Below are 23615 nucleotides of genomic sequence, written 5' to 3' on the forward strand. Positions count from 1 at the left end.
ATGTCAGAATGCAAGCTAGCCCCATACTATAGGAGCAATCTCAACCTGCAGAGTCTTGACTCATGCAACTGGCTAAATCCGTTTAATTTTAGGATAGAAATGGACATTAGAAAGAAATATAAGCCATTAATGGTACATTTGTCACAACTTTAACACTAACAAAGCACAGAAAGATTGAACAGAAAAGTGGATAAGAGCCACTGCTGTCCAATTCTGGGCAGTGGCTCATAATCACAAGTGGAGGGGAGCTGGTGTGTAAGAGAGGGGTGGCTTCGATGCCTACTATTTTGAGTGCTGGTATCAGCTAACCGCTTGGCCTTATATTCGAGTTCGCCATTAATAGTCGATTCATCAAGCCTGGTACCAGCATCTCTGAACCAAAAGTGCTCAGATGATTATCGTCGCGATACAGCGACCGACCCTCCATCTGTATTTGGCATTCTGATGGGCAAAGCTCCGACACAAGACTACCTCGCTGTATTTCAAACTCCTCCGACAAGGCCTCAAGAGTCGCCCTTACCCGACTGTTACGCTCCACCACCTGTTCTAGTGTCGGCGCCGCTTGTACCCGAGCCCCAATAAACTCCGCGCTGGCAATAGCCAATGGTACGGAAAAAGAAATCTCTGGAATCCCCTCAATAATCACCACGCTGCGGCCCGAAGCACGAATTCTGGCGATAGTTTGCCGAAGCCCATAATCAAATAACTCATAGTTTCGACTGGATTGGGCTCCATTTATCTGAGGGCCATCTTTATCTCCCGCCAACCCCAAAACTGCCGACAGCCCGCCTTCTCCAGGAGATCGTGTGCCCTCGGCCAATAGGGCCCAGCGAGCCACCAAAACAACTGTGCCTAAATCAGAGCGGCGCTCCAGCATCCCCATGACATCTTCATTAAAGCGGTCACACCCATGGGATGCACCCATTTCCAAACGAATTACATCCAGAAGCGGCGCACAAGCAGACTTTGCAGCTACAATTCCACTGTACCCCTCAGCCTCAAGCCAATGCTCAAATCCCGGAATAAAAGCACCCGCATGGGAATCTCCCCAGAGTAGATAGTCTACCTGAGAGTCGTCGTCGGGTGCCCCCACCTCACAAAGCCCCTCGGAAGGTGCAAGCTTCATACAGCGGCGCTCTTCGGGTGTGCGTGATCTAGCGCTCTCATAAGCTGCATATACCGGCTCTGGCAGCCTTGAGGGCACTCCTTTTTTTACATTGATAACCAGGGAAACACTCATGATAAGTGTTCCCACAGCTCCCAGTGACAAAGCCAGGCCCCGACGGGAAAGTCCCCTCTCAGATGCACGGCGAAATGGCGCCTCTACGAATCGCCAGCTGAACCAAGCGAGAATGAAAGAGAGCGCAATCGCGACCAATGCCATTGCCAGGGGGAGCTCAGCTGATCCATTGAGAAGGCGGAGTAAAACCAGGACTGGCCAGTGCCATAGATACAGAGAGTAGGAAATCAAGCCTATTGCTACGATGATCCGCAGCCGCAACAACCGAGCAATAATTGTTTCCCGATTCCCTCCAGTCCAAATGAGCACCGCAGCTCCGATACAAGGTAATAGTGCGGCAATTCCAGGGAAGGGCGTGGAGGAGTCATAAACAAAGACGCTATAAAGAATCATTGCGATTCCAGCAGCCGCCACCAACTCCAGCAACCAAGCTTTGCGCACTTGTGGAATAGCTCCTAAGGCCAGTAGAGCCCCAAGCCCCAACTCCCAAACCCGCGAAGGCGTCAGGAAATAATTGGCGAAAGGCTGGGCTTTAGTTGCCCAAACTGAGTAAACGAGAGAGAGTATCGATAACCCAGCCACAACCAGCAATTTCGAGCGCCGGCTACGAGAAGCTAGCAGGCAAAGCAACAGCGGGAAAAACAGATAAAACTGCTCTTCAACAGATAACGACCAAGTGTGTAGCAGAGGTTGCCAGTCTGCTCCCGAACCAAAATAGTCCTCGGTACTTTGCCAAAACCAGAAGTTAGATGCGAACAATAGCGTCGCCAATGCGGACTGCCCCAGTTCTTTAAAGGGGTCTGGTGGTAATACAAACCACCCTGCAACAATCGAAGTCGCCAGAACAAAGAATAATGCTGGCAAGATACGGCGAGCTCGACGCTCATAAAAATTAGCCAGGGAGAAGCGATATTCACCAATTTCCTTCACCAGGATACTGGTAATCAGGTAACCGGAAATAACAAAAAAGATATCGACCCCAACAAAGCCACCGGAGAAACCCGGTAACCCTGCATGGGCCAAAACAACAGGAAGAACTGCTAATGCGCGCAACCCATCGATGTCTCGACGGTACCCAATACTGCTCATAGTGTATAACCGTAAGTCCCTTTATCCCCAAACTTAATGTCTGCGGGGGCGACGGTTACCACCAGGGCCACCGCGTCGTCCGTCACGATCACCGTGACTGCGCTGGACCTTTACTTTAGGAGGCTCTACCAATAGCTCTTCGGGCGGAACTTCACACTTGAGCTTGCCACCGAGCAGCTGCTCAATAGGCTCCAGGCGCATGGCATCATCTTCACAGGCGAAACTGATAGAGGTGCCCGTTTTACCTGCTCGACCAGTTCGACCAATGCGATGAACGTAGTCCTCCGGCTCTTCAGGCAAGGTGAAATTCACCACATGGCTGATACCATCAATATGGATACCACGCCCGGCGACATCGGTAGCCACCAGGACCTTGGTTTTGCCGGACTTAAAGTCGTCGAGGGTGCGAACCCGCTTATTTTGTGCCACTTCACCAGAGAGCAGGCCGGCAGAAATACCGTGAGCGAGAAGCTGTTCGTGCAAGCGGCGACATTGATCGCGGCGGTTGGCAAATACAATCAGGCTATCCACTTCTTCCCGCTGCACAATGTTGTAAAGCAGGGTGTACTTTTCTTCACTGGCAGACAGGTAAACATGCTGCTCAACAGTATCTGTGGCAACCCTCTCCGGCTCAATCTCCACAACTACCGGATCATCTGTCCACTGCTCCACCAGATCATCAACTTCAGGAGTAAATGTCGCGGAGAAGAACATGGTTTGGCGATGGGTTTTACGCGGGGTCTGGCGGACAATGCGGCGTACCTGGGGGATAAAGCCCATATCCAACATACGATCCGCTTCATCGATTACCAGAACTTCTACTTGGTCCAGGTAGCAGTCTCGATTGCCGACGAAGTCCAGCAGACGGCCCGGCGTCGCCACCAGGATATCCACCAGCCGCTCATTCAGGTTTCTCTGCTGCTTGTCGTAATCCATACCGCCCACCAGGGTATGAATTTCCAGTTCGGTATGCTTACACAGTGCCTTGGCATCATCGGCAATCTGCATCACCAGCTCACGGGTCGGAGCGATAATCAGGGAGCGGGCTTCGCCAGCGTAGCGCTCACCTTCAAACGGGTGCTTAAGCAGATCGTCAATCACTGTGATCAGGAAGGCCGCCGTCTTACCGGTACCGGTTTGTGCCTTACCCACCAGGTCGTGACCATTGAGGGTGTGGGGAAGGGAGCGACCCTGAATAGGCGAGCAATACTGGAAACCCAAGTCGTGGATAGCGTGCATCAACTCATTGGGCAGTCCCAGGTCGTGGAAGCGGACCTTGCCCTCCTGTTCTGGAACCTGGAATTCATCCAGGGACCAGGGCGCTGCGGGTGCCGCTGGCTTTCTGCTGCGCTGGCGCCCTTTTTGAGCATTTCTGCTACCGCCCCGGCGCGACTTCCCCTCCGCCTGTGCGGATTTTGTACGCCCCTTGGCAGCCTTATCAGACGGCTTTTGCCCTTCTTTTTGGCGTCCGGAGCTGTCTTCTCCCCGGCGGGAGCCCTTATCCTCTTTGGAGGAGGATCGGCGGAACAACTTTCCTATCAAGTGAAATACTCGCTCAAATGTTCAAATAATCGGCGAGTATAACATCTCTATGGGGCTCCCTGCCCGCTATAGTGACGGCACAGCCAGTAATCCACACTGAAAAACCGCCCTGCCCCACTACAAAATAGCGCCAACAACATAATGAAGTAGGTAGCGGCAAACTCAATACCATTTTTCAGGATGGTCACTCCTCCAGTTTCCACCAACCACTCATAATTGCCGTGCTCCTTGAGTAAACCGACAATCTTCTCTTTGCGCACTGAGGCTTCATCAATCAGATCCTTGCGCCACTCCCAGGGCACACTCAAGGTTTTATCCGGCAATGCAGACCAACCGTTCTCCCAGTGGGCCGTATAAGCTGCCACTGCCATCACAAACATCAGTGGAAGCGCTACCAGGCGGGTCGCAAAGCCCAAAAGTATGGCAATACCGCCCAAAAACTCGGTCAAGGCCGCCAACCAGGCCATCAATAGTGGTGCCGGTAACCCTAGCCCCCAGTCCGGATTGCCAAACCAGGCTGCCACATCATCGATATTGTTCATTTTGTTGAGGCCGGCAAGCACAAGAATTGGCGCCAAGTAGATACGCAGGGCAAGGGGCCCCAACCAGTCAATTTTTCCGGCAGCCCGCAAGAAGCAGGCATACCAGCGGCTCAAGGTAGTCATCTGCACCCCACACTCGCTCTGTTTCGCTGTATTTGTTCACTGTAGTCGAGCCAGAGGCAACATTTCTTACAGTAGACCGGTCAGACTGCTGTGTCAGAGGGAGTAAAGAGGAGAAACCCAGCTTAAGAGCGCAAGACTCCAGCCTGCGTATCTAGCGCCGCCACGCCCTAGGGCTCCAAGGCCAGAAAATCAATATTGGCAACGTCATTGCCGAATTTTGCACAGGAAGTAGGCTTATCCCAAACCACCCAGGCCAAATCATCGAGGATAATATTCGTGCCCTCGGCAACCGCCCCCTGCAAACGCAGGCGATAGCCTTTAACCGCCTGCTTATCCAGCGGTGGAAAATCTACTCGAAACGCCTGCCAATCGCCCTTTCTGATTGCGACAGAACCGAAACACTCCTGCTCAGCAGACTCCAGCGATTGCGAAAAAGCACGCGCTCGGGGGGCATATTCCAAACAAACTTGCAGCGATTGTGCCTGTGTCGAGCGGGCGTAGCCGAGCAGTGAGTGAAGTGCCTGTGGCGGCGCCTCCACCAATCGATGAAAGCCGCGGGTGACTGCTTCGGCAAGACCCCGGCTGTTCCCACGCAGCACCATCGAGTGATCTCCCGAGCGGGCAATTCCCGCATCGATACTACTGGCGGGGGACAGACGCCAAGTGGCGGGCTGCCCGGGCAGCAGTCGGTCGGATTCAAAATCACCGGTCACCAACAGATCGCGACCACTGGTACAGCTCGCCTGTGGATCAATCCCCTCGAGCGCCGGCAATTGCTGTTGCCAGGTCAACGGCAGCTTGCCCACCCACGAGCCCGTTGTAGGTGCCAACGGGGCAGTACCGGCGCTCAGTGCCTTGCGGGCCCGTTTATCACTATCAGGCAAAATAACCCCGTGTCCGCCACTGGCCGACAGGGACAGTCCTTTTAGAATGGATTGATGCTGTAGGCGGCGGAGAATATGCTGCCGCACAGCCCCAACCGCAGGTGTGGGCTGGTAGTGCTGGATATAGAGCGGCGCCACCTCAGCCCGCACAAACTGCTCGCCATCCATCCATACGTACAACAGCGCAGATCGGTGGGTCTCCTGAAAATACTGGTCAAATAAAAAATTGCCCAGGGAGTAAGCGATAAGCTTACCCCGGTATAACTCAAAGCCGTGCAGCACATGAGGGTGATGGCCAACAACCAGATCGGCCCCCCGGTCAATGGCCAGCTTCATACGGCTCTGGCTTAGTTCAGTGGGCGCGTAACTGTACTCTTCACTGCCGTGATACTGCACCACCACCGGGCGCTGTTCAGCAGCTTCGCGGGCCACTGTGCGGGCTATATTCACTTCACTGCCCAAGGCAGCCCCGGCTTTTTCTCCCTCGGCCACCTGATTGGGGGAGAAGTTACCGCGCCAGCCCACAAAGCCCAATAGGCTGTATTGCTGTGAGCCTCCTTGCAGCAGAGCACTCTCGAGCGCCTGGGGCTCATTCAGCCCGCCCCCTGAAAATTTCAAGCCGCTCTGCTGCAAGGCGTCGAGCGTGCTCGTTACCCCGGCATCGCCAAAGTCATACAGGTGATTATTACCCAAAGTGACGTAATCAATGCCCGCCCATTTCAATGCTGTCAGGGTGAGAGGGCGGGAATAGAAAGTGACACTTTTCGGCGTTTCCGTACCGGGCTTATCACCAACCAGAACCGCTTCCAAATTGACTGAAGCGATATCCGCATCGACAAGGTAAGGTTTAATCGGGGCCAGCAGCTGTTTAAACTGTGCGGCATCACTGCCCTCACGCAGCAGGGGCAGGTCCCCCTTTAGCGGCTTGTAATAGCGCCGCCCTGTCATTAAATCGCCCGCAAAAGCCAACATAACCCGGCCGGGTTTTCGGGCGACCAGGGTAACGTCGGGAATTTTTCCATCGCTGAGCGTTAATTCATGGGCGGAAAAAGTATGGGTTAACGGGTAGTAGCCGGCCGCAGAAAATTTAAGCTGATAGATATTTTCGGCAGCCAGCGTCAGGCGGAAGCTCCCCTTGCGGGTAAAAACCACTCCATCATTATTATTGATCTCAACCCCAGCAATCGCCTTACCCTGCTCATCCACTACCCGGCCGGTAATAACCGTATTGGGCGCTGCGGTTTTGGCAGACAGCCCGGTTGAGAAAATTATGCCGGCCAGTAACAGGCTGAAACCCTTGATTAATTGGTGGCCCTTTCGCCCTATCCCGTTCATCTGTTCCCCGCAACCGATGGCTTTTAGAGTGATAAATTTGGCGCGCTGCGCTTACTGCACAGCGACTGTTCCAGCATCGGGACGGCGGGGGTCAGAGGCACCATAAAACAATCCCTCCTTCCACATAATGGACTGCACACTGCCCATGGTCCGCCCCTGTTTCACCTTCTGCCCTTTTTGCAGCAACAGTTTGATCGTATCCGGACTAAAGCCAGGCTCCAGTTCCAATTGGTCCGGCAGCCATTGATGGTGAATTCTGGGCGCGTGGACCGCATCGGCAATATTCATTTGGTGGTCCATAACATTGACCAACACCTGCAACACCGTAGTGATAATACGGCTGCCTCCCGGGCTGCCAGTTACCACATAGGGTTTGCCCTCGCGAAATATCATGGTCGGTGTCATTGAGCTCAATGGGCGCTTGCGCGCGGCAATGGCATTGGCCTCCCCTCCCACCAGGCCAAAGGCGTTGGGCACACCAGGCTTCGCGGAAAAATCGTCCATCTCATTATTCATCAAAATACCGGTACCTGGGATCACGATTCCCGAACCGTAGGAAAAATTAAGGGTATAGGTATTAGACACCGCGTTACCCTGCGCATCCATAACAGAAAAATGGGTGGTGTCAGGGCTTTCATAGGGCGCGGGGTTGCCCGCATGGATTTTTGCTGAGGGGGTCGCACTCGCCAGTGAAATACCCTCGGCCAATTCCCGCGCGTAGGCTTTACTGGTGATACCGGCAATCGGTACGGCAAAGTGATCAGGATCGCCGAGGTGTTCACTGCGATCCGCATAAGCGCGCTTCATCGCCTCCGCCAGCAGGTGGGTCGCATCGGCACTGCCCGCCCCCATTTTACCGATCGGAAACTGCTCCAGAATGTTGAGCATCTGAATAATATGAACACCGCCGGAGCTGGTTGGCGGCATCGATACCACTTGATAGCCACGGTAATCGGTAGCGACCGGCTCGCGCTCTTGCACCCGGTAGTTGGCCAGGTCATCGCGGGTAATCAGGCCACCCCCCTCTTGCATCGCCGTAACAATTTTATCGGCGATTGCGCCCTGGTAAAAAGCCTCCGGGCCGTCTTGCGCCAGCTGTTTTAAGCTCCAGGCCAAATCCTTTTGCACCAATACTTCGCCGGGCTCATAGGGAATACCACCGCGCTTGTAGTAGGCTTTTGCTGTGGCCGTATTGGCTGTGAGCCAGGCCTGACGACTTTTCAGGTTCTCCGCCAAATCATAGGAGACCACAAAACCTTTTTCTGCCAGTTCTATCGAGGGAGCCACAACTTCTTGCCAACTCATGGTCCCATACTTTTCCAGAGCATGGGCCAGTCCCGCCACAGTGCCAGGCACCCCTGATGAGAGGTGGCTGAAGCGGGCTTTTCTGGTATCCACATTTCCCTCAGAATCCAGATACATATCCCGGTGAGCTGCTGCCGGTGCCATCTCGCGATAATCGAGCGCCACCACCTTATTCTCTTTAGCGAGGTAGACCAGCATAAATCCACCACCGCCAAGGTTCCCGGCCCTGGGTAAAGTTACTGCCAAGGCAATCCCTGTGGCCACTGCCGCATCCACCGCGTTGCCGCCCCGACGAAGAATATCTGCACCAATTTCACTGGCCAACTCGCGTTGGCTTGACACCATTCCACCAGTACCGATTACCGGGTGATGAATACTGTCATAGCGGATTATCGCTGCACTTTCATCCACATGACTTGCCGCCTCACCCGTCACAGACACGATCAGCAGTGTTGTCAGCAGAAATGATGATATCAATTGTTTGCTTTTCTCAACCATCAACATAATTCTTCTCGCTCTTATTTTTAACCCACTACCTGCATCATCTCGCCAAGCGTTTGCGGAGCCCGATATTGTTCAAATTGCACTGCACCTGCAGCGCTAATCCGATAACCGTAAACCGCCGGTGCCGGTAGGGAGTTATAATAAAATGGGTTGGAAAAATAATATGCACCAGTATCGTGGAGCATTACATAATCGCCACTATCAAGTTTTGGTATTACCCTCCGGTTGGCGATGACATCCCCCGAGAAACAGCAGGGGCCAGCAATATCCTGCTCAATAAAGTTTTGCGTCTTACAGACACCGCTACTATCGAAAGAGGATAGGCGCAGAGGCCAGGCCTCCGGCATAAAAATAGTGCGCGCGGCAATTTGGGCACCGGCGTGAGTGGTGACGATATGCCTTCCGCCACTGTTTTTAGCGTATTCCACTCGAGATAAAATACAGCCATTTTTTGCCATCACCGCACGGCCAAATTCAGTTTTCACCTTAAACTCGCCGGTGAATAATTCGGGAACTTCCTCTTTCAGGAAGTCGGCGTACTGCAGGTAGGTGGGTGTCACTTTATCACTGTAAAAATTTACCCGTAGCCCCCCGCCAATATCAATTGAACGAATACGCTGCTCTCCGGCACGCTTGTTGATCTCCTTTGCCAACGCCACTACTTTGGCGATCCCCTCTGCCATTAAATAAAAGGGGCAGCCCTGGGAGCCAACATGGGTATGGATTGTATTGAGCCAGGGGTAGTTTAAATAGTCATTAATAATACGCTCGCGATTGCCGCGATCATCTAGAGCCACACCAAACTTGGAGTGTAGCCCTGCGGTACTCATCGCCTTAATCTGACCACTGCCCACTTGGGGATTAATTCTATACCCCAGCTCGCCGCGAGCATGGTCATCGCCGAGAATCTCTTGCACCCGCGACATTTCATCAAAATTATCGATATGTAAAGTAGCACCCAGCGATAAAACCCGGCGAATCAATCCGAAGGTTTTTGCCGGCTCATCAAACACAATCTGATCGGCAGAAAAACCGGCATTCAGGGCCTGCTGCAATTCACCGGGACTTGCCGTTTCGGCACTCATGCCAAGTTTTTTCAGCAGTTTTAATACCGCCGACATGCCGTTGGCTTTGACTGCAAAATGATGCGTAAAATGTTTTGGGAAAGCCTGATGTAAAGATTGTACCGTGTTCTCCACCCCGGCAATATCCACAAAACCGGCCAATGGCTCCTCCTCACTCAGAAGCCCCTGCTGAATTGCTGCTTTTGTCAGCAGTTCATTATCGAGGTTTACGGCAACACCATCAGTTGCATATTCATCAATAAACTCATAATCATTCATTGCAATTCGCTCCCCCGAATTAACGCTTTATAAAAAAGCAAAAATTATTATTCACTTTATATATTCCCAGGGATCTACCCCAACAAACTGCATTTATTTAATCCAACCCAACGGTTTTGGCATTGGGCCGGCGGGGGTCTGAGGCCCCAAAATAATAGCCATCGCGCACCATAATCGATTGGCTACTGCCCATAGTCCGCGTCTCCTCAACGGTATGCCCTTTAGCTCTTAACAGCGCCATACTGTCGCGATTAAAACCCGGTTCAACCTCGAGAACATCCGGCAGCCACTGGTGATGAATTCGCCGCTCATTGGTGGCCTCAGCAACATTCATTCCATGATCAATGACATTGCTAATTACCTGTGTCACCACATTGATAATGCGGCTGCCGCCAGGGCTACCTACCAGCAAAAAAGGTTTGCCTTCTTTCAGCACGATCGTAGGTGACTGCGAACTGACCGGGCGCTTACCCGGTTCCAACCGATTCGCCTTACTTGCAGAAAAACCCGTCGCCCCTTCAACATCCGCCTGAACAGAAAAGGTATACACCTGGTTATTCATCAATATCCCCGTTCCCTCAACCATATGGCCGGTGCCAAAAGAATTAGCCAAGGTGTAGGTATTGGATACTGCATTACCTTCAGCATCGATCACCGAAAAGTGTGTGGTCGAGGGGCTTTCCTCTGGCAAACTGTGTCCGCCGAGTTGCTCCGACGGCGTCGCGCGGTCGAGTTTGATCGTTGCTGCAAGCCGGCCTGCACGCTTTTTATCGATTAACCATTGCTGTGGAACCGGGTAAAAATCTGGGTCGGCCAAGTGCTGACCGCGATCGGCAAAGCTGCGCTTCATCGCCTCGGTCATTACGTGAAAAGTCTGTGCGGATCGCCCCCATTGCTCCAGGGGGAACTGCTCGAGAATATTCAGTGTTTCAATAATCGCCACACCACCGGAACTGGGCGGCGGCATTGAGACAACCTGATAGCCACGGTAATCACCCACCACCGGGGTTCTGTACTTCACGGCATAGCCGGCTAAATCTTCACGGTCAATATGGCCACCTTGCCGCTGCATGGCCGTAACAATTTTGTCAGCAATGGCCCCCTGGTAAAAAGCCTTTGGGCCGTGTTTGGCAATTTGCTTTAACGACCAAGCCAGGTCAGTCTGAAGCAGTATTTCTCCAGCTCGATAGCTGCTGCCATCCGCCTTAAAATACGCTTTTGCAGTAGCGGCATCCTGTCGCAGCCACTCACTTTTTGCCTGCAACAGCTGGGCCAGGTCGTAATTGACTGCAAAGCCCTTGGCTGCCAGCGTTATCGCCGGCTGTAACAACTGCGACCAACTGAGCTTACCACTACCGTGATCCCGCCATGCCCGGTGTAACCCGGCCACAGTGCCAGGGACACCTATAGCGTGCCAGCTGCGGCTGGTCTCACTATTTTTGCTGCCATCCCAGTGAAGAAAATCTGCGGCCGAAGCTCCACTTGGGGCTGTCTCGCGATAGTCGATTGCAACCGTTTTTTTACCGTCGGCGAGGTGAACCAGCATAAAGCCACCGCCACCCAAATTACCTGCTCGCGGCAGTGTCACCGCTAGCGCGAACCCGATTGCAACCGCCGCGTCTACTGCATTGCCACCGGCATCCAGAATCTGCACACCGACATCGCTCGCCAGTGCATTTTGTGTGGCCACCATCGCACTGCGACCCACCACTGGGTGAAAAACATCCTCATAGCGAACAATCCCATCCCGGCCCATATTGTAAGGACCACTGGCGGCAAAGCTGAGAGGAGACAACACGGCGAGCAGCGTCGATATCAAGCTGACAGCTGTGTGCTTACGAATGGTCAAAACTACAACCTCTTCTTATGTTGTCATCGTCACTGATTGTATTTAAAGCGTCGAAGGCTCTATCGGGTACACCTAAGAAGTCGCGGTAATAGTACCGACTCAGACAGAGCTTCGAGAAAAAAGGGGGGAGTTACCCCCCGTTAATATCCATCAACAAAGCGCGTTAAAAGTTCTTTGCCACATCGAGGTAGACATAGCGGCCGCGATTGGAATAAAGGCTGCCGAAATACCCCATTTGTTCATCGGCAATATCTGGCTCTTCGTCAAAGATATTATTCATACCCAAACGAATCCTTAAGCCATCCCTCATTCCACCGACAAAGCGATAGTCCACATTAGCATTAACCGTTGTATAGCTATCGACAGGCAGTGCGGTATCCGGTGCAGCAGTGTCGCTGTCAGCCAGGGTACTGGTATCCGTCACAGCACTGGTGTACTGGGCAAAAACACCTGCTCCCCACTGATCCTGACGCCAATTCATTGACAGCGTGGAGCGCCAGCGGGGACGACCATCCTCACCGATCAGGCTGCCGGCATTGGTGGCCACTTCTCCAGCATCAATCAGGATTTGCATTTCCTCACTGGGGTCCTGATCAAATTTGATGAGATAAGCACCATTCCACTTCAGGTCAAAGTTGCCGATGTCAGTATCGAAGGAATACATCGCGCTAAAGTCCATACCACTGATTTCGCGCGGGTCCAAATTGAGATATTCATCCAGGAATAAAATAGGCTCCCCCACTGAACCATCAGTGGTTTCTGCGCGAATGACATTGGGGTTGTATGAACCCTGCTCACGCAACACCGCATCCAGAGCCAAACCATTGCTCGCACCGAGAATGCCTACCACACCCTCTTGCCTAATATCCCAGTAATCAGCGGTAAAGGTGAAACCATCAAATGGAGTTAGAACAAAACCGTAAGTATGACTCCAGTTTTCCTCTGGCTGCAGATCGGCATTACCCAGGCGCTGCTCTTCCAAGCCCACCGATTCCCCGGTCACCGGATCGGTACGGGTATTCACTACGGATATAGCCCCCTGGTGCAATTGCATCAGGTTGGGTGCACGGAAGCCTTCGGAGTAGGCGCCGCGAATTTGAAACCAATCATTGACGTACCACGAGAGGGCTAACTTGGGCTTGGTCACACTGCCCACATCTGAGAAGTTTTCGTGGCGTAACGCTAACTGCATATCCAGGCTGTCTACCAGGGGAAGGTCGCGCAAGAGCGGCACCAACATTTCCGCATACAGGGACATCACCCGGCGCGAGCCATCGGCATCCGGCGATGCACTACTGCCCATAATGTCACTGACATTCACCAACTCACCGGTCACCTCATCGGTAAACTGGATAGTGCCATCGGAACGGTCATCGCGATTCTCATCAAAGCTCTCTTCGCGCCATTCAATACCTGCAGCCAGGCCCACATCCCCAGCCTGCAGGCTGAACAGGTTGGCATTAGAGACTTTGAAATCTGCCAGGGCCAGAGAGGTTTGACTCTGTCTTTTCACATTGATACGGAATGTATCCAGTACCGCCTCAGAGTTTGGCGTGGGATCGGTGAGACTGGTTGGGTCATCCACATCCAGACCGCTGAAGAGGTTGTAGGCATCTTCGGTGTCGAGCATCAGCGACTGTTGAAACAGGCTGTGACTGACCCGGTTATCGGTGCTGTCTATGGTCTCGGCCTCACTGTAAACCAAGCCAGTATCCCAATCCCAATCACCCCAGTTACCGCGCAAGCCACTCACAAACCGATAGCTGGTGTCCACCACATTAATCTTGCGCAGCCCAACGTCGTAGGGGGTGAAGGTTGTCAGAGTAAAACCGAGCCCCTCATCCGGTACATTCTCATCACCGGCAGGTACAATTCGATTGGGATTGAGAGTGCCATCATCAAAATATACGGGGCCAAAGGGGTTCCAGTAGTAATCCGCCGGCACTTCAAAACGACTATTCGAGAGCAGGCCGGCCGCTTCACGCACCCGATCAACTTCCGCTCTGTAATAGCCCAGCTCAGTATAAAATTCCGAGCCGTTTTCCAGTTCGTGGGTCAAGAAACTAAATAAATTGATCCGTTCAGAATCTGGTGACAACATCCGCACAGAGTTTCGGTTGCCGCGCAGTGCGCGATCTCCACTGCCATCATCCAGACAAATATCAGAATCACTCAGGGAATAGGAACAATCACTCTCACCGACACTCGAGCCATCGTCCTGCACCAAATCGGTTGGACGAACATGCAGCAGACCCAGATCATCAAAATCAAAGGCACCCCAACCGTGGATGCTCGAGCGGTTATCAAGGCTGGTATCCCCCTCAAACAGAGAGTCGCCGGTAAAAAAGCCGCGAAGATCGGAATTGGCTGAATAATCGCGTTCGCTCGCATAGAAACCATTTTTGCTATAATAGGTTCCGGTCAAATTCAGCTTGGTAGCACCGTCATTAAATTCAAAACCGTTAGCACCATTAACTGTGAATTCATCGAGTTCAGTACCCACTGAAGCACCGTAGCGCATATTGAGCATAGCGCCGTCATAGTCCTTCTTCATCACATAATTGACCACGCCGGCAACTGCATCCGCCCCGTAAAGTGCGGCGGCGCCATCGCGCAATACCTCTACCCGCTCCAGGCCATTGACTGGCAGGGTATTGGAGTTCACGGTCACCACTGGAATATAGTTTTCGGTCTGCGTGCCGGGGTGCAATACCATACGGCGGCCGTTTAGCAGCACCAGGGTATTGCCGGTTCCAATGCTGCGCAGGTTAATGGAATTTACATCCCCACGCGCCGCATTTACCCCGGTTGTCACCGATTCATTAAAACCAACTTGCCCCATCTGCGGGATAGAGCGCAACAACTCATCCCCGGAAGCCGCACCCATGAGTGCAATATCCTCTTCGCCAATAACCGATACCGGCAGAGTGCCTTCAACATCGGCTCCTTTGATTTGGCTACCGACGACAGCGACCTCCTCAAGTGCACTAGACTCAGTATTTTCCTCGGCTGCTGCCACCACTAACGGTGCCATTACCAGAAGTGAGCAACTGGATACTAGGTTTTGCCTGAAAAATGAACTGAGCTTAGATCGTTTTAAAAATGCCATTTCAATCCCCTCTTATTTTTTAGCTGTTGTGGGAAAGTGTTTTACTCGGCCCTTAACCCGAAATGTAATTATGCTGAAAATATCTTTATCATCTATTGACTTTAATTAAGGCACATATAACCTGTGTCTATCACCCAAAGCTTTTATAATAATATGGGTCTGAAATGCGCCTACGTCATATTGAAGTCTTCCATGCTGTATACAACACAGGCTCCATTTCCGATGCAGCCAAATTACTGAACGTATCTCAGCCATCGGTCAGTAAAGTATTGAGCCATGCAGAGATGCAGCTTGGATTCAAATTATTCTTACGGGTGAAGGGAAAACTGGTCTCAACTTCCGAAGCCCACTCGCTAATTGAAGAAGTCCGCAAGATTTACCAGCAAATCAGTGCTATCAAGAAAACAGCAGAAAATTTAAAAGAGCACACTCACGGTCATATTCGTGTAGTTTGTATGCCTGCACTGGGCCTGAATCTCCTGCCTGATGCGATTAAGCACTACCACAAAAAATTTCCTAATGTGACCTTCGATGTTAAAACGAAGCACTACGATCAAGCGATAGAATCACTCTACGAATACGAAAATGACTTAGCCTTGGTATTTACTGACCGAGACCACCCCAGTATTGAAGCCATAGAAATTGGCACCGGGCAACTGGTGCATATCGCTCCGGCAGACCCGGCCAGCAGCGAGCGAGAGCAAATTAAACTAAGCGATATCGATAAAGAGGGCTTTATCTCAATTTCCAATACCGGGCCCCTGGGCGACCTACTGAGCCAACGTTTTTCTGCAGAAAACATTATGCCCAAGACCTCCATTCAGGCACAGACTTATTACCTGGCCAAAAATCTGGTTGCGCGGGGACTCGGTTATTCCATTTTTGATGAGTTTACTGCTGCAGCAGATAATCGTGGCGAGGTGGTCTGCACACCTTTTAACCCACCGATTGAATTTAAACTGAAGTGCTTCCATCATGCCAACCAGCCGCTTTCCAAAACTGCAGCAGACTTTGTTGAAGACATCAAAAAGGCTTTTAGCGCTCTGCGGGCCAGCTAACCCTGCAGCCAAAAAATTACGATAGCTCCACGGTAATATCATCGCGAAAGGCTATCACCAAGACGTCAATCGGCTGTCTGCTCTATGCTAGAACTCAGTGCTACCTTCAGACCATCCACCGAATCGACAGGAACAGCAGACCACCCTTTGCCACCCTGCCGATAGAGCGCGAAACCGTGCACCGAAATACTATCTCCAGGCAGGTTGCCATTGGCCTCCAACCCCTCGACTCCCCTCTCCGCTGCGTTCAACAGGTGATGCAGAGGGCTGCGCCCCTGGCCATCCCACGCCGCAAAACGCCACTCACGGCGCAATTGCAACTCCGCATGATAATAAAACACCCATTGATCGCTCTCGCCATCAGAATTTCCCATCCATGGCTGGGAGCCGTAACGCTTAAAGCGCTGCACCTCCCACAACCCATCGCCAAAGGTGCTATCGAGCTGCGCCTGCAGGTTACCCTGCAACTCCGATATCGCAGGCCCTCTCGAGCAGCCAGGCAGTACCATCGGCAACAACAGGGTAAACACCAGTGCGACACAACGTTTTTTCAAAAAGCAAATCACTCGCAGCCCCTCTAAAATATCCACGACAAGCCCATAAAGAGCTGAATAACCAGGGCGTTAGTAATATCGATAAAAAATGCCCCTACCAACGGCACAACCAAAAAGGCTTGTGGCGATGGCCCGTGACGCGACACCAGAGCTTCCATATTGGCAACAGCCGTGGGAGTTGCCCCCATCGCAAAACCACAGTGCCCCCCGGCGATAATGGCCGCATCATAGGTTTTTCCCATGACCCGAAACGTCACAAAGTAACAGAACATCATCACCGCAATAGCCTGAACACCAATAATCAGCAACATAGGCCCGGCCAGACTGAACAACTCCCACACCCGCAAAGACATCATCGCCATCGCAAGAAAAATTGACAGCGACATAGTGCCCCACAGATCAACACAGGCTGTGCTGACCCGATAGCGGCCTGTAAAATCCAACAAATTGGTAACGAACACTGCCAGTAGCAACGGTATTAGAAAAGCTGGGATAACCAGCCCGGCCTCCACTAGCAAGCCGTGCAGGCCACCTCCAGCCAACATGCACCCAACAAGCAAAAACAGGGTCTCCATCATCCGTCGTGGAGTGACCGTATCTTTGTCGTCAACGTCGTAGGTCACCATATTATCGCTATGGTCTTTGCCTGCCGTGGGCTTGAGGTTGTGCTTGCGAATAAGACGCTCAGTGACCGGCCCGCCAATTAATCCACCTAACACCAGACCGAAAGTTGCTGTTGCCATGGCGATTTCCAGCACCCCCTGCAGGTTATAGATATTGCTGAATAAATCTGCATAGGTAGCTCCATTGCCGTGGCCGCCCGATAGGGTGACCGACCCCATCACCAAGCCAAACAGCGGGTGCATATCCGCCGACTTGGCCATCAGCACCCCGATTAGGTTCTGCACTATCAGCATCACAGTGGCCACGCCGAGAAACAGCACGACTTTAGGTCCACCCTTAATCAACAATTTAACACTGGCCGCCAAACCGACTGTGGTAAAGAACATCACCATTAGCAGGTTTTTCATGCTCATATCAAATGAGAAAGAAACATCAAACAGTGTGTAACCGAGCGCCGCTAACAGTGAAAATATCAGCCCTCCCACTACCGGTTCGGGAATACTATTGCGGTTCAAAAATGGAATAACGTGCGACAGGTAGTAGCCGACGATCAGGATTAGCATTGCAATTAGCAGGGTGCCGAGAAGAGATACCTCAATGACCATATTTTCATTATCTTTCTTATACGACCGAAGAAGCCAAAATGGCAACGATGACGCCATCTTACACGACCCCGGTACCCAGCAACCTTTCTAATTTCATCCCTCCCATAGCACCAGGTTATGCCCTCCCCAGAGGTGCACATCTATGCTTGCAGAACTCAAGTAATTAGAGAGTAATCCGGTGGGAAAAACTTACGTGCTGGTCCACGGGCTATTTCATGGAGGCTGGTGTTGGAGCAGGGTCGCCCACCTTTTGCAGGAGAATGGGCACCGAGTATTCACCCCCACCCACAGTGGCCTGGGAGAGCGCAAACACCTACTCTCTCCCTCTGTTGGTCTGGACACTTTTATCCAGGACCTTATCAATACAATCCTTTGGGAGGAGTTGCAGCAAGTGACCCTTGTGGGCCACAGTTTTGGAGGGATGGCCGCAACCGGTGCCGCCGACGCTCTGCCCGAGCGGGTGCACCGCTTGATCTACCTGGATGGCGCTGTTCCAGAGCCCGGGCGCCCATTCAGCAGCCAACTCCCCAGCGGTATTGAAGAGCAGCGGCTCAAGCAGGCACAGGATATCGACGGTACTCTCTGTATTATGCCTCCACCACCAGAAGCCTTGGGGATAACCCAGCCAGATGATATCAACTGGCTAAAACGCCGTATGACCCCGCACCCCATCAAAACGTTACTGGATCCCATCCACTTAAAACGCTCTCCTGAGCAGGGCCCGCCGTGTACTTTCATTCACTGTACCCAACCCGAATACCCACCAGCCGTCTACAGTAGCCACAAGGCTAAGCAGATATCCGGGTGGACATATCGGGAAGCAGAAATAAACCACGACTGCATCATCAATAAGCCCGAAATTGTGGCCAAACTACTTGAGGAAAGTCCGTAATCGGCACTGGGCGCAGGCACCGTTTGTGCCGTAGAATGTCGGACCTTTTTGCGGTGTTGTCCCGCCTGCTCCCAAGCAGACTGAAAGCCTTTCCGAACTTTGACCCTCCGACCGTTTTCAGCTGCCTGCGTGCATTGCGAAGGTTAAGGTCTGTTAACACTCCCCCGCAGGATTAATTTTTTGTCAAAATTAGCCCAACCCCCAGAACCCTCTATCGAAAACAGTAACAAGAGCTCAGGTTTTTCATTGTTCAAGCTTTACCGAAATGCCACTAAAACCGAATTGTCGCACCTAACCACCCTGGGAGGCCCTCTGGTGGTCAGTAACCTGGCCGTGGTAAGCATGGGAGTTGTTGATACTCTGGTAGCAGGACGCGCCGGGGAAGTGAGTCTTGCCGGCCTCGCGTTGGGAGCCAGTATTTGGGCTGTTTGCGCAGTGACATTAATCGGCCTGCTCGCTGCTATCTCCCCGGTTGTTGCACACTTGCGCGGTGGCCGCGATGAAGCTGGCTGCGCCAGGCAACTGCACCAGGCGCTGTGGATCGCACTGATCGGTGGCATTCTGGTGTTTTCCGCCCTGCTAGCGGTTCCTATCTGGAGTCACTGGATAGACACGGAAGAGCCTGTTCGCAAAGTGATGGAGGGCTATGTACTGGCCCTGACTGTCGGCACCCTGCCTTTTGCACTCGGCACGGCGTTGCGCGGTTACTGTGAGGGTATGGGACAAGTGCGCCCGGTAATGCGCATCTATATCACTGCCGCAATTTTAAATATTCCCCTGGATATTCTTTTGGTGTTTGGTGCTGGCCCCTTACCGGCAATGGGAGGAGCGGGATGCGGATGGGCTACCGCAGCGGTCAGCTGCCTGATCGCATTGGCACTCTTCTGGCACGCAAATACCGACCCGGTTTATCACAAGCTTAAACTTAGGCTACTGCCACCTCGCCCCCACTGGCCAACCCTGCGCCACTTGCTCGCAGTTGGCCTGCCAATTTGTGTAGGTGCGGCCAGTGAAGTTACTTTTTTTGCCAGCCTTACCATTTTGCTTGCCCCCTATGGCGCAGCCATTGTCGCCGCCCATCAGATCAGCATGAATGTGGGATCGATTTTTTACTTGGTCGCACTGGCACTGGCCCAGGCCCTGAGTATCCGCACCGCCCAACTACTCGGTCAGGGACGGCCAAAGCGCGCGCGCTTCTGTGGCAAAGTGGGCATCAGTAGCGGCCTAATCTACGCACTGGGCACCGGCGTACTTTTGATTACCCTGCGTACCCTGTTTGTTCAGGCCTACACCAGCAATGAAGAAATTATTGCAGTGGCCTCCAACCTGCTATTGCTGTGTGCCGCATTCCAGCTGGTGGATGTCACCCAGGCAATGACCTGGGGTGCACTGCGCGGATATAAGGACACCAGTGCTCCCATGTTTATACAGCTATTTTCCTACTGGCTGGTGGGGCTTTCTACCGCCTACTGGCTGGGAGAGAGCTTCTGGGGGGTATACGGTTATTGGACCGGTGTCTGTATCGGCTTGGGAACGGCTTCAATCCTGCTGGGAATTCGCTTTTGGCGAACCAGCCGCAAAGCCATCGAGCGAACCTACGGATACGCGTAATTCGGCGCGTATCACATTCCTCGGGAACGTATTGACTATACTGGCGCTCCAAAGTCCCAATCTGTGCCGGACACAAGGCTCTCCGGCACACCCAGATATACGAAGTTGACCGGAGTGCCGAATGATCCCGCGCCAATCCTCCCGAAGGACCCGACACCTGCTAAGCCTGGCTTTACTGCTTTCATCCACCCAGGCCCTGAGCGCCGATGACAGCGCTGGAGAAGAGACAGAAGCGGTCCCCCAGGCTGCCAATATGCAGCTGGACCAACCGGTGATCACAGAGCTGGGGCCACCCACCAACGTTGCCCCTACTGAGGAGCAATCCCAGTCGACAGATGCTGGTTCTGAAGAAATCTCCCTACCCCAAGCGGAAAATCTGGAGCTGGACCAACCTATCCAGGAACTGGATAAACCGGCATCTCCCACCGAGACTGCTCCCACTGCCGATAAAGAAACTGAAACAGTTAAACCTCAACCCGAATTACCGGAGCCCGGCACCATCTCCCTGGTTCCGGGAGAGACTGCCAAGCCGCTGCGATTGTTAGGCTCAGAGGTTCCCCCTGCGACCTCCACGCGCCTGGCCTGGTCTCCCAGCCAACACTTCGAAGGCGTCTATAGTCCCACCGCTGTATTGGTGGTTAACGGCGCCAAACCAGGGCCGGTTCTCTGCCTTACAGCTGCAGTGCACGGTGATGAGTTGAACGGTGTGGAAACTGTGCGACGGGTTATGTACGACCTGGACGCAGACCATTTGAGCGGTGCGGTAATTGGCGTACCCATCGTCAACCTGCAAGGCTTCCATCGAGGCTCCCGCTACCTGACTGATCGACGCGACCTGAACCGGCACTTCCCCGGCGATCCCAATGGCTCTTCGGCTTCGCGAATTGCCAATTCATTTTTCCACGAAGTAATCAGCCACTGTAACGCCGTGGTGGACTTACATACGGGTTCTTTTTATCGCACCAACTTGCCACAGTTGCGCGGCGACTTAACCAATCCCAAGGTAGTGAAAATGACCCAGGGTTTTGGCTCCACTGTGGTGCTGCACAGCGCCGGAGCCAAGGGTACCCTGCGCCGCGCCGCTGTGGAGGCAGGTATCCCCACTGTTACTCTGGAAGCCGGGGCACCGATGGTGCTGGATGAACTATCGGTAAGTCACAGCGTGAAAGGTATACGCACTCTGCTCAACCAGCTGGGTATGGTGAGTAAATTCCGCCTCTGGGGCGATCCCGAACCGGTTTACTACACCTCCACCTGGCAGCGGACATCGACCGGCGGGGTTATCTTTAGTGAGGTACAGCTCGGTGAGTTTGTGCGTAAAGGCGATTTACTGGGAACGGTAACCAACCCAATTACCAATGTGCGCACAGAAATTCGCTCCGAGCACAACGGCCGTATTCTCGGCATGGCATTAAACCAGGTCGTGCAACCGGGATTTGCCGCCTACCATATCGGTATCCAGGCTCCCCAGGAACAAATCAGCCAGCCCCAGGAAGTAGTAGCGGAAGAATCGGTCGCTGACAAATCAGAGAGCAAAGTACCAGCCACCCCAGAAAACCGCCAGCCGCCGACAGAAGGTGAGGAGTAAATCCTCACCTATTAATCACTGACTTTATCGATCACCACCTATTAATCACTGACTTTATCGATCACCGTCACTTCGGGCATTGTCAAAGGTTCCGGCTGAAGAGTGATATGGTCGATATCGAAGCGCTTGACCAGGGTTTCCCGCAAGCGCTCCAGTACGCTGGGCCAAGCCTGCAAGTCATCCACCACAATATGGGCCGACAGGGAAATAGTGCTGGAATCCAAGCGCCAAATATGGAGATCGTGCACAGAGCGCACCCCGGTTACCGCCGCCAGTGTCTCACCCACAACCGGAAGGCTCAATTCCCTGGGTACCCGCTCCATCAATACATCGATCGCATCCCTGAGCAGTCGCACGCAAGAAACCAGGATTAACAGACAAATAAGCAATGAAAGCAGGGGGTCGATGGGTACCCAGCCGGTAAAATAAATCACAGCTCCAGAAGCCAGTGCCGCAACAGAGCCCAGCATATCGCCCATCACATGCAAAAGCGCACCGCGAATATTGAGTGTGCGCTCGCCTTTTAATAAAACCCAGGCCGCCAGAATATTAATCAGCAACCCCATGGCTGCAATCAACATCACCGTACTGCCGTGCACCGGCTGGGGATTGCGCAACCTATCAATGGCCATAAAAGAAATACCGACCACGATCAGTAGCATAATCAGGCCGTTGGTTACCGCAGCTAAGACCTCCGCTCGCCCCCAGCCAAACGACAATTCCCGGTCGGCGGGTTTTTTCGCCAGTACTGCGGCAATAGCCCCCAGTGCCAGGGCAAAAGTATCGGTCAGCATATGGGCGGCATCGCCGAGCAATGCCAGTGAGCCAGATAGCCAACCACCTATGGCTTCAACTATGGAAAAACTGAGAGTGAGAACCAGTGCAATAATTAATGGGCGCAAAGCCCCATTGCCGGTTCGGTGGTGGACATGATCATGCATAGGCTCCCTCCTCAAATCCCTGTGGCAGCTCCGCAGGTATCACTATTTTTGCCCTAAGGTAATTCGCTCCCAACCGGAATAATCCCTGCGACTTGAAACTTTATTCAATCCCGCCGCAGAAAAAATATCCCGCACGCTCTCAGCTTGCTGCCAACCGTGCTCCACCATTAGCCAGCCACCGCTTTCCAGGTAATCACTAGCGGTTGTGGCGATATGTTCAATATCTGCCAAACCCTGTCGCTCTGCCACCAACGCAGTGCGGGGCTCAAAGCGCACATCGCCCTGCACCAAGTGCGGGTCAGATGCATCGATATAGGGAGGGTTGCTAACGATCAGGGAAAACGGCTGTGGCTCTAAACTGGAAAACCAATCGCTCTGGATAACTTGCACATTTTGCAACTTGAGGGAGCGCCGGTTTTCCTCTGCCAGTGCTACCGCAGCGGGTGATTTCTCCGCTGCAATAATTTCCCATCCCGGTCGCTCCGACGCCAGAGCCAGTGCAATAGCACCAGTGCCAGTGCCCAGGTCCAATGCTCGCAACCTGCCCTGGGGGAAAAACTCCAGCGCCGTCTCCACCAATAATTCAGTGTCCGGGCGGGGGATCAGGGTGGAGGAATCCACCTTTAGCCGCAGGGACCAAAATTCGCGCTCACCGATAAGGTGTGCCACCGGCTCTCCCGCTTGCCGGCGCTCGAGCAACTGCTCATAGCGCACTTGTTCAGCTTCATTCAATTCGTATTCCGGCCAGGTATAGAGCCAGGTGCGCTCGCGCCCCAACACACTGCCGAGCAGAAGCTCTGCATCCAGGCGCGCGCTGTCGCTATTGGTTAATTGGGCGCAGCGTGCGATATTTTCCTTGACGCTGGTCATGGAGAAA

Annotated in this window: 16 protein-coding genes; 4 read left to right on the forward strand and 12 right to left on the reverse strand. The window is 53.0% G+C overall.

Going from position 1 to position 23615, the window contains the following annotated elements:
- Positions 1-304 precede the first annotated feature (304 nt).
- The 8 genes from P0078_RS08205 to P0078_RS08240 all read right to left on the reverse strand — a co-directional run bounded on the left by P0078_RS08205 (position 305) and on the right by P0078_RS08240 (position 14865).
- Complete coding sequence (locus P0078_RS08205; RefSeq protein WP_282933922.1) at positions 305-2329, reverse strand: acyltransferase family protein; 2025 nt, start codon at positions 2327-2329, stop codon at positions 305-307.
- Positions 2330-2362: 33 nt separating this feature from the next.
- Positions 2363-3871 carry an ATP-dependent RNA helicase RhlB gene (gene rhlB, locus P0078_RS08210; RefSeq protein ID WP_282933923.1) on the reverse strand — a complete coding sequence of 503 codons (1509 nt, stop codon included), beginning with the start codon at positions 3869-3871 and terminating at the stop codon, positions 2363-2365.
- A gap of 47 nt (positions 3872-3918) precedes the next feature.
- Positions 3919-4536: an HvfX family Cu-binding RiPP maturation protein gene (locus tag P0078_RS08215; RefSeq protein ID WP_282933924.1), complete on the reverse strand. Its 618-nt coding sequence runs from the start codon at positions 4534-4536 to the stop codon at positions 3919-3921.
- A 167-nt stretch (positions 4537-4703) separates the two neighbouring features.
- On the reverse strand, positions 4704-6755 hold the full coding sequence (locus P0078_RS08220) for a CapA family protein (RefSeq protein ID WP_282933925.1): 2052 nt from the start codon (positions 6753-6755) through the stop codon (positions 4704-4706).
- 51 nt (positions 6756-6806) lie between these two features.
- A complete protein-coding gene (gene ggt / locus P0078_RS08225; RefSeq protein WP_282933926.1) occupies positions 6807-8558 on the reverse strand; it encodes a gamma-glutamyltransferase in 1752 nt (583 codons plus the stop codon).
- 26 nt (positions 8559-8584) lie between these two features.
- Positions 8585-9907 (reverse strand): type III PLP-dependent enzyme domain-containing protein, encoded by a 1323-nt coding sequence (locus tag P0078_RS08230; protein ID WP_282933927.1) that lies wholly within the window; start codon positions 9905-9907, stop codon positions 8585-8587.
- Positions 9908-10004: 97 nt separating this feature from the next.
- The gene (ggt, locus tag P0078_RS08235) at positions 10005-11756 is read right to left on the reverse strand and encodes a gamma-glutamyltransferase (protein WP_282933928.1); all 1752 of its coding nucleotides are present in this window, start codon (positions 11754-11756) and stop codon (positions 10005-10007) included.
- A gap of 163 nt (positions 11757-11919) precedes the next feature.
- On the reverse strand, positions 11920-14865 hold the full coding sequence (locus tag P0078_RS08240; RefSeq protein WP_282933929.1) for a TonB-dependent receptor domain-containing protein: 2946 nt from the start codon (positions 14863-14865) through the stop codon (positions 11920-11922).
- Between the two features lie 164 nt (positions 14866-15029).
- On the opposite strand from P0078_RS08240, the gene P0078_RS08245 reads away from it, so the two are divergent.
- Entirely contained in the window at positions 15030-15923 is an 894-nt protein-coding gene (locus P0078_RS08245; RefSeq protein WP_282933930.1) for a LysR family transcriptional regulator, read from the forward strand.
- Between the two features lie 65 nt (positions 15924-15988).
- On the opposite strand, the gene P0078_RS08250 is transcribed toward P0078_RS08245, so the two are convergent.
- Both P0078_RS08250 and gltS read right to left on the reverse strand, forming a co-directional pair.
- A complete protein-coding gene (locus P0078_RS08250; protein ID WP_282933931.1) occupies positions 15989-16477 on the reverse strand; it encodes a hypothetical protein in 489 nt (162 codons plus the stop codon).
- Between the two features lie 23 nt (positions 16478-16500).
- Complete coding sequence (gene gltS / locus P0078_RS08255) at positions 16501-17706, reverse strand: sodium/glutamate symporter (protein WP_282933932.1); 1206 nt, start codon at positions 17704-17706, stop codon at positions 16501-16503.
- A 178-nt stretch (positions 17707-17884) separates the two neighbouring features.
- Here gltS and P0078_RS08260 point away from each other — a divergent pair, with 178 nt between their 5' ends.
- The 3 genes from P0078_RS08260 (at position 17885) to P0078_RS08270 (ending at position 21797) form a co-directional block, all read left to right on the forward strand.
- Complete coding sequence (locus P0078_RS08260; protein WP_282933933.1) at positions 17885-18598, forward strand: alpha/beta fold hydrolase; 714 nt, start codon at positions 17885-17887, stop codon at positions 18596-18598.
- Positions 18599-18778: 180 nt separating this feature from the next.
- Positions 18779-20209, forward strand: a complete 1431-nt coding sequence (locus P0078_RS08265; protein WP_282933934.1) for an MATE family efflux transporter — start codon at positions 18779-18781, stop codon at positions 20207-20209.
- Between the two features lie 121 nt (positions 20210-20330).
- Entirely contained in the window at positions 20331-21797 is a 1467-nt protein-coding gene (locus P0078_RS08270) for a succinylglutamate desuccinylase/aspartoacylase domain-containing protein (RefSeq protein ID WP_282933935.1), read from the forward strand.
- Between the two features lie 41 nt (positions 21798-21838).
- Here the strand turns inward: P0078_RS08270 and P0078_RS08275 are convergent, their stop codons facing one another.
- Together P0078_RS08275 and prmC are read right to left on the reverse strand one after the other, a co-directional pair.
- Positions 21839-22738 carry a cation diffusion facilitator family transporter gene (locus tag P0078_RS08275; RefSeq protein WP_282933936.1) on the reverse strand — a complete coding sequence of 300 codons (900 nt, stop codon included), beginning with the start codon at positions 22736-22738 and terminating at the stop codon, positions 21839-21841.
- Positions 22739-22780: 42 nt separating this feature from the next.
- On the reverse strand, positions 22781-23608 hold the full coding sequence (gene prmC / locus P0078_RS08280; protein ID WP_282933937.1) for a peptide chain release factor N(5)-glutamine methyltransferase: 828 nt from the start codon (positions 23606-23608) through the stop codon (positions 22781-22783).
- Between the last annotated feature and the right edge of the window lie 7 nt (positions 23609-23615).

This window comes from Microbulbifer sp. VAAF005 (genome assembly GCF_030012985.1).
In the GTDB taxonomy this organism is placed as follows: Bacteria; Pseudomonadota; Gammaproteobacteria; order Pseudomonadales; family Cellvibrionaceae; genus Microbulbifer.